Annotated in this window: 12 protein-coding genes; 6 read left to right on the top strand and 6 right to left on the bottom strand. The window is 71.3% G+C overall.

All coding sequences use genetic code 11. From position 1 onward, the window contains the following. Positions 1-157: 157 nt before the first annotated feature. Positions 158-1,024, top strand: coding sequence for a glutathione S-transferase C-terminal domain-containing protein (locus JJJ14_RS11925; RefSeq protein WP_201444252.1), 867 nt, complete (start codon positions 158-160; stop codon positions 1,022-1,024). A gap of 73 nt (positions 1,025-1,097) precedes the next feature. On the opposite strand, the gene JJJ14_RS11920 is transcribed toward JJJ14_RS11925, so the two are convergent. From JJJ14_RS11920 to JJJ14_RS11900, 5 genes are all read right to left on the bottom strand, one after another. Further along, positions 1,098-1,613, bottom strand: coding sequence for a GNAT family N-acetyltransferase (locus JJJ14_RS11920; protein WP_201444251.1), 516 nt, complete (start codon positions 1,611-1,613; stop codon positions 1,098-1,100). Then, on the bottom strand, positions 1,610-1,915 hold the full coding sequence (locus tag JJJ14_RS11915) for a type II toxin-antitoxin system TacA family antitoxin (RefSeq protein WP_003788750.1): 306 nt from the start codon (positions 1,913-1,915) through the stop codon (positions 1,610-1,612). Before JJJ14_RS11915 ends, JJJ14_RS11920 begins: the two co-directional genes overlap by 4 nt. A 192-nt stretch (positions 1,916-2,107) precedes the next feature. Beyond that, positions 2,108-3,454, bottom strand: coding sequence for a DUF4921 family protein (locus tag JJJ14_RS11910; RefSeq protein ID WP_101559169.1), 1,347 nt, complete (start codon positions 3,452-3,454; stop codon positions 2,108-2,110). Between the two features lie 87 nt (positions 3,455-3,541). Further along, entirely contained in the window at positions 3,542-3,982 is a 441-nt protein-coding gene (locus JJJ14_RS11905; RefSeq protein ID WP_101559168.1) for a TA system VapC family ribonuclease toxin, read from the bottom strand. Further along, the gene (locus JJJ14_RS11900) at positions 3,969-4,199 is read right to left on the bottom strand and encodes a hypothetical protein (protein WP_040322114.1); all 231 of its coding nucleotides are present in this window, start codon (positions 4,197-4,199) and stop codon (positions 3,969-3,971) included. The genes JJJ14_RS11905 and JJJ14_RS11900 overlap by 14 nt, the downstream gene beginning before the upstream one ends. A 193-nt stretch (positions 4,200-4,392) precedes the next feature. Between JJJ14_RS11900 and JJJ14_RS11895 the strand changes: the two genes are divergently transcribed. Further along, positions 4,393-6,003 carry a cation:proton antiporter gene (locus tag JJJ14_RS11895; RefSeq protein WP_201444250.1) on the top strand — a complete coding sequence of 537 codons (1,611 nt, stop codon included), beginning with the start codon at positions 4,393-4,395 and terminating at the stop codon, positions 6,001-6,003. A 323-nt stretch (positions 6,004-6,326) separates the two neighbouring features. Here JJJ14_RS11895 and JJJ14_RS11890 read toward each other — a convergent pair whose 3' ends face one another. Beyond that, a complete protein-coding gene (locus tag JJJ14_RS11890; protein ID WP_201445184.1) occupies positions 6,327-6,986 on the bottom strand; it encodes a GOLPH3/VPS74 family protein in 660 nt (219 codons plus the stop codon). 256 nt (positions 6,987-7,242) lie between these two features. Between JJJ14_RS11890 and JJJ14_RS11885 the strand changes: the two genes are divergently transcribed. From JJJ14_RS11885 to JJJ14_RS11870, 4 genes are all read left to right on the top strand, one after another. Then, positions 7,243-10,914 carry a DEAD/DEAH box helicase gene (locus JJJ14_RS11885; protein ID WP_201444249.1) on the top strand — a complete coding sequence of 1,224 codons (3,672 nt, stop codon included), beginning with the start codon at positions 7,243-7,245 and terminating at the stop codon, positions 10,912-10,914. A 509-nt stretch (positions 10,915-11,423) separates the two neighbouring features. Further along, positions 11,424-11,675 carry a DUF4244 domain-containing protein gene (locus JJJ14_RS11880; RefSeq protein WP_020992132.1) on the top strand — a complete coding sequence of 84 codons (252 nt, stop codon included), beginning with the start codon at positions 11,424-11,426 and terminating at the stop codon, positions 11,673-11,675. A 200-nt stretch (positions 11,676-11,875) separates the two neighbouring features. Beyond that, the gene (locus JJJ14_RS11875) at positions 11,876-12,190 is read left to right on the top strand and encodes a TadE family type IV pilus minor pilin (RefSeq protein ID WP_043538407.1); all 315 of its coding nucleotides are present in this window, start codon (positions 11,876-11,878) and stop codon (positions 12,188-12,190) included. Further along, entirely contained in the window at positions 12,187-12,561 is a 375-nt protein-coding gene (locus JJJ14_RS11870; protein WP_201444248.1) for an Rv3654c family TadE-like protein, read from the top strand. The genes JJJ14_RS11875 and JJJ14_RS11870 overlap by 4 nt, the downstream gene beginning before the upstream one ends. Positions 12,562-12,596: the final 35 nt, after the last annotated feature.

The raw sequence follows: 12,596 nt of genomic DNA, 5'->3' as shown, positions 1-12,596 counted from the left end.
TGCCGCCGTTGCCCCCGGTCAGTGAGGACTATCCGGCGTCGGCGGGCGCGGAGTGGAGGATTCCGCCCCGTGTGAATCGGGTGATGGCGGCCGATGCGCGAGGAATGATTAGCCTTGGGCATCACGACCCCTCGACGACCCTTCCGGGAGGCACCCCTTGGCCATCGCAGTCTCACGCCGATTCTCACCCAGCGGCGACCTTCCCGTGGAGGCGGGGCGCTACCGACTCGTGGCGTCGGGGGCCTGCCCGTGGTGCCGCCGCGTTCTCATCGCCCGGCGCCTGCTGGGTCTGACCGAGGCGATCCCCGTGTCCTGGAGCTACGGTAAGGGTGCGGACGGATACTGGGAGCTGACCGGTCCCGACGGCGAGCCCGGCGTGGATCCGGCGCTCGGCGCCCGCTCCCTGGCCGAGGTCTACGAGAAGACACCCGGCTATACGCCTCCCCCCACCGTCCCGGCCCTCGTGGACACCACCACCGGCCAGGTCGTCAGCGACGACTCCGGCGACCTGCTCTTCGACCTGTCCACCGCCTGGTGGGACCTCCACCGCGAGGGAGCCCCGGACCTCTATCCGCTCAACCGCCGCAACTCCACCGACGCCTGGGACGCGTGGATCGGCTCGCAGATCAACGTCGGCCATGCGGTGGCCACCCACTCCCAGGACCCGGAGAAGGCCGCGGCGGCGGCCAACGGCGTCCTCGTGGGCTTCGACGTCATCGACACTCTCCTGGCCCGGGCCACGCGGATGGAGGCCTCCCGCGAGGACGGCCTGACGATGCTCGACGGGCCGGCCCTGTCCGCCGTCGTCGCCATCGGCCAGTACCTGTGCGGCGACAAACCCACCGGCAGCGACATCCGCCTGTTCACCACCGTCCAGTCCTACGAGTACGGCGGGCGCCAGCACTACCCCGGCGGGGAGGCGCCGTCGATCTCCTTCTGGCCGGCGCTGGCCCGCTGGTTCCGCGCCCTGGAGGGCCGCTCGGGCTGGGTGGGGCCGGAGGAGCGCAGCGCCCTGGGCTGCTGAAGACAGCGCCGGTCCGGCGCGGGGCCGCCGACGTCGGTCCGGGTCTGCGCTTGGCTCTCGCGGCCGGTTCGGGTCAGGAGGACTCGAGCATCCGGCTCAACTGCTTCATGGACAGCAGCAGGTGCAAGGTGTTGGCCGGTGAGGGAAGAAAGTCGCCGTTGGCGAGGTAGAAGGCGCGCGCCTGCTCGTCTCGGCAGTGCACGATGAGGGCGGCGGCGCCCACTTCTCGGCTGAGCCTGTAGCACCGCTCAATCGCGTTCTTGAGCAGTGCTGCACCAACGCCCCGCCCCTGAGCCCGCTCGTCCACCGCAAGCCGGGCCAGGAGGATGCACGGGATCTCCTCAGGGTGGCTGCGGTGGTTGAGTCCCTGGGGTGCATCGTCGCGGGAGTATGTGGCCGTCGTGATGGCGTAATATCCGAGAATGACGTCATCTTGGGCGGTGATGTACACGACGGCGTTGTTGGCCTTCTGGTTCTGCCATGCGTAGCGCTGGAACCAGTCATCCAGCTCGGTGGCCCCGCTGCGGAAACCGGCCGTAACGTCCTGGCGCCTGAGGCGCCGCGGGGACTCGAGAGCTCCGGTGCTCACGATTCGTCGTCAAGGTCGATGCGGGTCCCGAAGGGGGAGGGGCGGTTCCATAGGCGGGCGAAGCGGGACGTCTCCTCCAGCGGAGCGTCCAGTACGGCCTCGATGGCATCGAACTGCTCTGATGTCACGGAGAACCAGCGGCGGTCGGCAAGGACGCGTTCAGCTTCGAGCGTTGCTGAGGACAGGATGAACTCGCTGACGGAGCGGTCCGTCTGGGAGGCCGCTTGCTGAATCAGGGTCTCCTGGCGCGGCGTGGCGCGCAGATCGATTCTCTGGGTTCTGCGGGCTGTTGAGATCGGCATGCTTTGGCCTCCTTAGTGGTACGGACAATGTACGTACAGGCGGGAGGGTGTGCAAGGTCAGTGACGTGCACGGTGTGGGCGCTCGGGCTGGGTGGGGCCGGAGGAGCGCAGCGCCCTGGGCTGCTGAAGACAGCGCCGGGCCGATGACGTGCCGGCGCTGGGCCGGCGACGTCGATCCGGGCCTGCCGACTGCTACGGCCGGGCGGTGAGGACCGGGTTGTACAGGAGCCGGTTGGGCGTCGTCGGGCACTCCTCACCCACGGCCATCGGCGCGATGAGCCGGTCGGCCCGCAGGTCCTCCAGTCGCGCCACCACACGGTCGCGCAGCGTCCACGGGTCGATGGTGTTGAGGTAGATCTTCGTGCCGCCCTCGAAGCCCGCCAGGGTGGAGACCCGCCACTTGAGCGTGATGTGCCAGGGCATGGGCTGGTCCACGTCGAGCGGCTTGTGATGCCACTCCTCGTTGCTGGGCACGTCCGCGCCCGTGGCCGCGTGCAGGGCGTGAACCAGGTCGGAGACGGCGTCGACCTCCTCGCGGCTCATGAGCCACGGCTCGGGCATGGCCGACGTCGAGTACACCTCCAGCGTCGGGTAGCGGTGCCCGAACCCGGCGAAGGCCACCGCGTGCTCGTTGCTCGCCACCAGCAGCCCCTGGTAGGCGGCGTAGTCCACCGCCATCTCGTTGTACAGGTTGGGGTTGGCCCGCACCTTCTGCAGCTCCAGCTGGCTGGTGACCCCGCGCTCGTCGATGCCCACCAGCTGCTTGTGCAGGTGGTCGAAGCTCGCCCCGGCCGGCCGCAGCCAGTTCTGGAAGACGGCCACGTAACGCACCCACCGGTTGGCCTCGTACAGGCTGTGCATCGCGTGGATCGCCAGGCGCGTGTAGGCGCGGTGCTCGGCCACGCTCAGCGTCCCCGAGCCGGCCAAGCCCGTGGTGTCGTGAGCGTCGTCGGTGAAATGGCGCCGGCCGATGATGACGTCATGGCCCCCGGCGAAGAAGGCCGCCAGGAAGGTGTGGCGGGTCCGCTCGTCCATCGAGTCCCAGGAGGCCGGGTCCGCGCCCGCGGCCGCCAGCTTGGTGCGAGCCACCCGCTCCACGTGCTCGATGCCGACCGGGTCAGCCAGGTAGGCCTCCATGCGCTCGCGGGCGGCGTCGGGGATCTCGTAGCCGTGGTTGATGTGCCAGTAGTCGAAGGAGAGGATCTCAAAGAGGTTGGGCACCCGCCGGAACTCGGCCACCGTGTCGAACAGGGCGGAGGCGGCGACGGCGTCGAGGCGCTCGAAACCGCCGTCGGCTCCGCGCACGACGCGCGCCTTCTCCGGGGGCGTCTCCAGGTAGCGCGCTGAGCAGAAGGCGCAGCTGTGGGTGCGGTCGGCCTCTTCCAGCGGGCGGACCTCTGCCACCGGGTGCGAGATGGGGCGGTTGGCGCGGCCCGGCACGGTCCACACCTCGGTTCCGGTGAAGGGGCTGATCTGCTTGACCGTCCCGTCGGCCAGGCGCGTGAGTGGTTCGGCGGAGGGTGAGTACGGCATGAGCATGCTTCCATTGTGACGCCTGATGGCGGCCCGTGCGCCCGGTGGCCCCGATGGCGGGCCCGGTTCTCCTCCGAGGGCAGTGAGTCCTGCCTACAGGGGAATGAGCTCGATATGTCGTCGATCCTGAGACATGAGTGCCTGCGCCATGCGTCCGTCCATGGTGGCGAGAACAGCGTTGTGACGTGCCGCGAGGTCCACCAGGTGCAGGTCGGTGACCTGTTTTGGGCCCTTCAGCCTCGAAAAGCTGATGGACGGCTCAGCAGGAGGGGCGTCGTCGACAAGGAACACGTGATCGTCAAGCGATGTCAGCTCACCGAGTCCGGAGAGCACATCAGCGGCCGCTATCTCGAATCCGGTGACTCGAGGATTCATGAGGATACGCAGGTAGGCGGCTTGGGTGATGGAACAGGTCGCCCACTGATCCACACCGTCGAACCAGGCGCTGACCACCTCATGGTGCGCATGGTTGGGCAGTGACAACGCCACGAGGACATTGACGTCAAGCAGTCGCAGGCGATCAGTGGTCGTCATCTCGGTACTGCTCGATGAGCTCTGGCGTCACCACATGAGCCTGCTGGCCTGCGGGCGGGAAGAATAAGGGGATCCCGTGCCTGCTGGTGCGGCTCCCGTGGGAGATTCCCTGGAGCGCGAGATCGGACACGGCGCGTCCGAGTGACACTCCGTCGCGATGAGCGCGTTCACGAGCCAGGGACAGGACCCGGTCGTCGATCTCAAGTGTCGTCCTCATACGATCATGATCGCACCAGTGCATCACGTCATCAATGAGCCGCTGAACTGTTGTGGATTCTGACGGCGGGCCCGGCCGGCCGAGGTCGGGGTAGTCTCACAGGCTCGTGCGGACCTGCGCCGGGCCCGGCCCTGCGCCCCGCACATCCCCCATCCCCTGCACCCCCGCACCCGACTGGAGACAAGGAGACGATATGGCCGAGGTCTTCACCTCCCTGCTGCTCATCGTCGCGGTGGCCTTCGTGGCGCCGCTGATCTCCTGGACCATCCCCAAGCGGCTCGTGCCCGAGGTCGTCCTGCTCATCCTGGGCGGGATGCTCATCGGCCCCCACGGCCTGGGGCTGGCCGTCGATGACTCCTCGATCGAGCTGCTGCGCGAGCTCGGCGTCGCCTTCCTCTTCCTCATGGCCGGCTACGAGATCGACATCAACGAGCTGCGCGGGGCGGGAGGGCGCCACGCCGCCGTCGCCTGGCTGCTCTCGCTGGGGCTGGCCTTCGGCGCGGTCAGCGTCATCGGGGTGACCGGAGGGGCGGCGTCGGCCAACGGCATCGCCATCGCCACCGCCATGACCTCCACGGCCATCGGCACGATCCTGCCGATCCTGCGCGACCGCGGCCTGCTGCCCACGGCGGTGGGGGCCTCGATCCTCAACCACGGCGCCGTCGGTGAGGTCGGGCCGATCCTCGTCATGGCGCTGCTGCTGGGATCGCGCTCCACCTGGGCGAGCATGGCGATCTTGGGCGTCTTTCTCATCATCACCCTGCTCATCGTCCGCTTCACCAGCCGCGTCAAGCGCGTGGGGCGCCGCCTGGTCGAGGCCATCCACCTGGGGGCCTCGACGACGGCGCAGACCACCATCCGCGCCACCGTCCTGCTCCTGGTGGGGCTGTGCGCCATCGCCGCCATCTTCGACCTCGACGTCATCCTGGGGGCCTTCGCCGCAGGCTTCGTCCTGCGTCACGCCCTGCCCGAGGGGGATGCCGAGTTCGAGGAGAAGCTCGACGGGCTGGCCTACGGGTTCTTCGTCCCGATCTTCTTCGTCACCTCCGGCATGGGCATCGAGGCCGGGCTCGACGCCGGGGACCTGGTCAACCTCCTGGCCTTCTTCGTGCTGCTGGTGCTCGTGCGGGGCGTGCCGGTGTGGCTGGCCTCCCGGGCGGAGCGCCGCAGGGACGGCACGCGCATCTACTCGATGCGCCAGAGCCTCCAGATCGCCGTCTACTCGACGACCGCCCTGCCCATCGTTGTGGCCGTCACCCAGGTAGCGGTCAGTGCGGGGGCCATGTCGACCTCCTTCGCCTCCACCCTCGTGCTGGCCGGGGTGCTATCGGTGCTGGTCCTGCCGGCCGCCGGGCTGGCGCTGGGCCACCGGAGCGACCACGTGCCGGCCAACGAGGTGATGCGCGTGGTCCAGGGGCCGGCCGCCCCCGATGGACGCACCCCCGAGGAGGCCACGGCCCCGGTCGGCGAGCAGGTCTCGGAGCCGCGCCGACCGGCGTCGCCGCCCAGTGGCATCAGGCTGCCGGCGGGGGAGCGCACCCCGGCGACAGGCGTGAGGCGGCCGGCGCAGCCCGACCTGGTGGGCCTGCCCGACCTGCGCGAGCAGGCGACACCGGCGATGGCGCGCCTGGCCGAGCTGGGGATGCACGCCCGAGGGCTGTCGCTGGAGGAGTCGCACCGCCTGGCCGCGCGCCTGGCCGAGATCGAGCAGGATCACGCCCTGTGGCGCGAGCGCTGGCACCACGTGCGCAGGCGCGGCGGCACCTCCCGGGCGGCCCGCCGTCGTCGGCCCCGCGGCGAGTGACGGCCCCGGCCCAGCCCTAGTGGCGGTCCTGCCCAGGCCCAGTGACGGCCCCGGCACCAGCCTTCACTGACGGTCCCAGCCCTCTCGCCCAGCCTCTCGTCTAGCCTCCTGCCCGTCGTCGTGTCCGTCCTCCCGCCGACGGGGACATCTCACGCGGCTGGGGACGTTCCACTCCAGCCGGGGACGTCTTGCGCGTTCGGGGACAGGATTTCGGTCCCCGACGGCGTCGAAGGTCCCCGCCCGGAAGGACACGCACCCGGCTGCGCGGAATGTCCCCGACGGGGCCGGAGTGGGGGCGGTGGTTCCCGGAGGGCCGACCCCGATCAGCTCGACGAGGCCGCCGCAACGCTCCCTGCGGCGATGATGGCCATCGTCACGGCTTCCACGGCCCGCTGCACCGCACGACCCACGGGGCTCTCCCCCGCGAGCTCCTTGATCCGGCGCTTGAGCTCGCCGCGGCTGAGACCGGTCTCCTGCTGCGGCAGGACGGTTGGTGCGACACCGAGCGCCTGCAGGATCGATAGCAGGGCGACGTCGGAGGCGGTCGGCGGCTGCACCCCGCGCAGGGCGGCGTCGATGCGGGCGCGCAGCTGCCGCTCGGGGACGGGGTCCAGCGTGGGGTAACTGGGGTTCAGCGAACCGAACAGCCCGCCGGTGTGGATGCGCACCACCCCGGCCGCCGCCAAGGACTCGGCGATGTGGCGGGTGGGGTTGAGCTTGCCCCACGACACCAGGGAGGAGAATCGCTTGCCGTCCTTGGCGGGCAGGATCTCCAGGGCCCGGTCCAGGACGGGGTGCCCGGTCGGCTCGGAGCTGACGATATAGATGCGGGGGCTGCGCTCCTCGGTCAGGCTGATGCGGCCGGCCAGCAGCAGGTCGGTGAGCAGTGCCCCGGTGAGCCCGTAGGACGAGTGCGCCATGCGGCTCTCCGGCTTGCCTGAATCCTTGGTCAGCAGCAGGAACAGTTCTTCACAGGTCAGCATCGCGTTCATGAATCCAGTACAACGCACCGTCATCGGAATGTGATCCACCCGGGGTGCGAGATCCGGGACCGACCCGGCTCCTCCTCACGGGGGAGGCCTCCACCCGCCCGTCCGACCGGGCTACGGCCGGTCGCTCACCCCATCCCTCACCCGGTCCCACGTGACCGGGTGCGAGACCGACGCCGTTCGCGCCCAGCGTGCGATCAGTAGCCGGACGGCGCCCGAAGCTGTCGTACCCCGCGTTTAACCTGGGGTCATGGCTCGCGCGATTCGGCATGACGACTGGCCGGTGGAGCTCACTGATGACCAGATCATCAGTCGGGTCGGCCACCGGGCCTTTGAGCGCGGCCTGGACTATGCGCGCAAGGGGCGGGTGCGGGGCATCAGTGTCGCCGGGGACGGGGACATCATCAGCGCCCAGTCCAAGGGCTCGGGCGCGCACACCTACCAGACCATGGTCTTCCGCAAGCAGGGCGCCCGCAGCGCCCCGGCATCCTGGGCCGGCACCTGCTCGTGCCCGGTGGGCAGCGACTGCAAGCACACGGCCGCCTTGCTCATCACCGCGCGCGCCCTGGCGCAGGCCGAGCCCGACGTCGCCGCCCCCTCCGGCGGGCCCGCCCCCTGGGAGAGGCGGCTGGCCGACCTGCTGCAGGTGGAGCGAGCCCCGCGCCGTCGGATGGCCCTGGAGATCATCGACGACCCCGGCAACATGTGGGGCACCCCCGCCGGCCTGTCCATGCTGCCGCTCATCGAGGGCAAACGTGGCTGGAACCGGCAGGGCGCCGCCTGGAGCCAGATCTCCTCCGGGGGCCTGGACGACGACGTCGATCCCGCCGTCATGGGCGTCCTGCGCGAGCTGGCCGGCATGGCCGGCGGCTACGGCTTCTACTACGCCGACGACCGCCTCTCCCTGACGACCGCGCCCGCCCACGTCTGGGATGTGCTGCGCCGCGGGGTGGCGGCCGGCCTGACCCTCACCACGGCCCAGCGCCACGGCATGCCCGTCTACCTCGCCGACGGGCTGCGCGGCGGCATCCACCTCACCCGGGAGGGCGACGGCGACATCGCCATCACCCCCGCCCTCGAGATCGACGACGTCGAGGAGCTGCGCCGCCTCCAGGTCCCTGGACTGCGCCTGAGCTTCTCCCTCATGCCGATCGGGGACCCGGTTCACGGCTTCTACACGTGGATGCCCGGGCGCGAGCTGCTCCTCATGCCGCTCGAGCCGCGCCCCACTGAGGCCCTCTCCCGGGTGCTGCGGGGCGACGGCGAGGCCATCACCATCCCGGCCGGGGACGTCGAGCGTTTCGAGACTGAGCACCTTGAGGCCCTCACCCGGGCGCTGCCGGTCCTGTCCGCCGACACCTCCATCCGCATGCCCCGCCCCACGACGCTGCGCGCCGCGCTCGCGGTCCACGTCGATACCGCCGAGCACCACCTGAGCACCGAGTGGTCCATCCGTTACGTCGGGGAGGACGGCGAGGTCCGGAGCAGTCACGCCCTGCCCGACCTGGCCGCGGCGGCCGAGGGCCGCGTTGAGGACAGGACCGCCGGCCGGGACATTGACGGGGAGACCCGCCTGGCCCGCGAGGTCCTCAACCACCTGCTGCCCCTGGCCGGCCGGCACCCGGCCCTCTGGCAGCCCCTGGACCTGCGCGGCATGGACACGGCCCGTTTCATGACTGAGACGCTGCCGGTCCTGCGCGAGCTGGAGGCCTTCGACATCGAGGTCGACGACGACGTCCCCGACTACCGCGAGGCCGACGCCGCCCCGGTCATCACCACCAGCGTGAGCGATGATGAGGACCGTCCCGACTGGTTCTCCCTGTCCGTGCGCGTCCACGTGGGGCAGGAGGAGATCCCCCTGGCGCTGCTCATGGCGGCCGTAGCCGGCGGGGAGCCTGAGGTGCTCCTGGAGTCGGGCACCTGGGTGAGCATCGACCGCCCGGAGATCGAGGCCCTGGCCCGCCTCATGGAGGAGGGCCGCGAGCTGGCCGACCCGCAGGCACAGGGCGAGCTACGGGTCAGTGCCCTGCACGCCGGCTACTACGAGGTCCTGGAGTCACTCGGAGTCATCGAGCAGGCCACGGCTCGCTGGAAGGAGCGGGTCGGGCGACTGCTGGAGCGGGCGCGCGCCGCCGAGGCCGCGGGTGAGCCCTCCGGTGGACAGTCCGTCGAAGGCAACGACGCGGGCGGCACCAGTGGGAGGACCGGCGAAGGGGCCGGTGGGGCGCCCGTGCCCGAGGGGATGCGGGCGACGTTGCGCCCCTACCAGCTCGAGGGTTACCGGTGGCTGGACTTCCTGCGCCAGGCGGGCCTCGGCGGGATCCTCGCCGACGACATGGGACTGGGCAAGACCGTCCAGGTGCTCGCCGCAGTCCAGCGACTCATCGAACAGCGTGAGGAGACCCAAGGGAGCGAGCCGACCGGCTCCGGCGACCCCGGTGAGCCGGAGGGGACCGGGCCGGTGCTCGTCATCGCGCCGACCTCCGTCGTCGGCTCCTGGGTGGAGCAGGCCGAGCGCTTCTGCCCGGGGCTGCGGGTCCGGGCCGTGAGGCGGACCGCCGCCAAGCGTGAGGAGACTCTGGCGCAGATCGTGGAGGGCTGCGACGTCGTCGTCACCTCCTACACGATCGCGCGCCTGTGCGAGGAGGAGTTCATCGCCCAGGACTGGGCCTGGGTGGTGTGCGACGAGGCCCAGTTCGTCAAGAACCACACCTCGGCCACCTACAAGGCGGTGCGGCGGCTGCGGTCGCCGTCGACCATCGCGATCACGGGCACGCCGCTGGAGAACTCGCTCATGGACTTGTGGGCGCTCATGAGCATCGCGGCGCCGGGGCTGCTGCCCGACCCGGAGCGCTTCGGGCAGGTTTACCGCAAGCCGATCGACCGTGGGGACGCCGAGGCGCTGGGGCGGCTGCGGCGCAGGATGCGGCCGTTCCTGCTGCGGCGCACCAAGGAGCAGGTGGCCGCGGACCTGCCCGCCAAGACCGAGCAGGTCCTGTCCGTCGAGCTCGGCGCCAAGCACCGCAAGGCCTACGACCAGCGCCTGGCTCGCGAGCGGCAGCGGATCCTCGGGTTGCTGGAGGAGGACACCGCCCAGTCGCGCTTCATCGCGCTCAAGGCGCTGACCACCCTGCGGCAGATGGCGCTCGACCCGGCGCTTGTCGACGGCGAGGACGGGGCCGAGCCTGAGACTGCCGCGAGCGCGGGTGGTGGGGAAGCCGGGGAGGCCGCCGGCGGGACGGGCGGTTCCGGCAGGAGGGCGGCCCGCGGCGCGAAAGCCGTGAAGGGCAAGGCTGCCGGTGCCCCCGTAACGGGCCGCAGGGGGCCGGGGCGGCGGCCGAGCCCGTCGGCCAAGGTCGAGGTGCTGGTCGAGCACCTGGGGCCGATCCTCTCCGAGGGGCACCGCGCCCTCGTCTTCTCCCAGTTCACGCGCTACCTCTCCGGCGTGCGCGAGCACCTGGAGGCCACCGGTGTGCGAACCGCCTACATGGACGGCTCCACCCCCGACCGGCAGAAGGTCATCGACGCCTTCCGGGCCGGTGAGGCCGACGTCTTCCTCATCTCCCTCAAGGCCGGCGGCTTCGGGCTCACGCTCACCGAGGCCGACTACGTCTTCCTGCTGGACCCGTGGTGGAACCCGCAGGCCGAGGAACAGGCCGTCGACCGCACCCACCGGATCGGCCAGGACAAGCCGGTCATGGTCTACCGGCTCGTCTCGGCCGACACCATCGAGGAGAAGGTCATGGCCCTCAAGGAGAAGAAGGCCGAGCTCTTCGCCCGGGTCGTCGAGGGGGCCGGGGAGGCTGAGGCCGGCGGCGAGGGTGCTGGTGCCGCCGGTGGTGCGGCTGCTGCGGCGGGCTCGGGCGGACTCAGCCCGGCGGCCCTGACCGCCGCCGAGATCCGCGAGCTCATCGAGGGCTGAGGCGCTCGACGTCGTCGGGCGCCGCCGTGGGCCGGCCGTGCCCAAGCAACTGCGCTGCGGCCCCCATCCGGTTGTGCTCGGGCGGGGGCCTTCTGCGTGGCCGGGGACATTTTCTTCCGGTCGGGGACGTCTCGCGCGTTGGGGGACGGGATTGCTGTCCCCGACGGCGTCGAATGCCCCCGCCCGGAACGACACGCACCCGGACGCGCGGAATGTCCCCGGCCGGGAGTGACGGTGGTGGCGGCCGGTGGCAGTCTGCACCTCCTCCCCGGTGTCCTTCGCGGTATCCGGCCATCGCCTCACGGGCGCCTGCAGCGGACCCATCCACGCCGATCGGCCAGGGTTCAGGCGGTCCCCGATGCCACAGAGCCGGGACTGCAGGTGGTCTCCACAGGGCTGACAAGCCCCTGAGCGCGGCGGCTCGGGGCGGCCCGATGCTGGTGGGGCGGGCACGGCGCCCGCTGGGGAGCGGCGGTGCGCTGGTCCCCACCGACCAGAGGAGAACCACCATGAGGAGACCCACCCGGACCACCTTGCGTACCCTGCGCACCAGCGTGATGCTGGCCCGCCCGAGTGACGCCTCAACGCTGCCGGCGCTCCTGCGGCGCTTGACGAGCAAGGAGGAGGGCATGGCCACCGCCGAGTACGCCATCGGCACCTTGGCGGCCGCGGCCTTCGCCGGCCTGCTGCTGGCGCTCATGCGCTCGGGCAGCCTGAGCGGGGCGTTGCAGTCCATCATCGAGCAGGCGCTCTCGGTGTGATGTGCGCTGTCATCGCAGCAGGTGGGCGCGCTCGCCCCCGAGTAGCCCGGGTACCCGGCGGTGGCCGACGTCGCCGCCCGGGTCCCGCTTCCCGCCGGCCCTCCAGCCGCGCGGAACCGCATCCCTCACCTGGTCGCCGGCCCCGACGAGGCCGCTGGGGCGGCGACCAGGGCGGGTGCACCGGAGGAGGAGAGGAGGGGATGGTGACGGCTGAGACGGCGTTGTCACTGCCTGCCGTCGTCCTCGTCCTGCTGATGGTGCTGGCGGCGGTCAGCGCTGGCGTCACTCAGCTGCGGGTGGCCGACGCCGCCCGCACCGCCGCCCGTCAGGCCGCCATCGGCCAGGAGGACTACGCCGGCGCCGCCCAGCGCGTGGCAGGAGGGGTGAGCCTCGGCGTCGAGCAGGGCGAGCTCACCTGCGTCACCGCAGCCCGACCCGTTCCCGGTCCCCTGGGCGGCCTGGGCCTGACGGCCCGGGCCCGCGCCTGCACCTACACCGAACCGAGCAGCCCATGAACCGCCCCGGTTGTGACGAGCGCGGCTCGGGGACTGTCTACGCGCTCGGCGTCATCGCCGTGCTGCTGGCCGCGGCCGTCGGCATCGCGGGCCTCATCCAGGCCCAGAGCGCCACCGGCCGGGCCAGGGCCGCCGCCGACCTCGCCGCCATCTCCGGTGCCACGGTCCTGTCCTCTGTCATCGCCCCGGGCGACCCCTGCGCCATGGCGCAGCGCGTAGCTGCAGCCAATGGCGCCTCGGTGAGCACCTGCTCCGTGGCCGGTGAGGACGTCACCGTCAGCGTCATCGTCCCGACGACGATCCTCGGCCGACCCCGCCAAGCCACCGCCCAGGCCCGCGCCGGCCCCGTCGACGCCCCACCCACGCCGTGAACTGGACCGAACCTGGTCGCTGAGACGGTGCGCCG

The sequence above is a fragment of the Actinomyces sp. HMT 175 genome, assembly GCF_016694895.1.
Taxonomy (GTDB): Bacteria; Actinomycetota; Actinomycetes; order Actinomycetales; family Actinomycetaceae; genus Actinomyces; species Actinomyces oris.
Note: the sequence above shows the minus strand (reverse complement) of the source record. Positions and strands in the feature narration are given on the sequence as shown.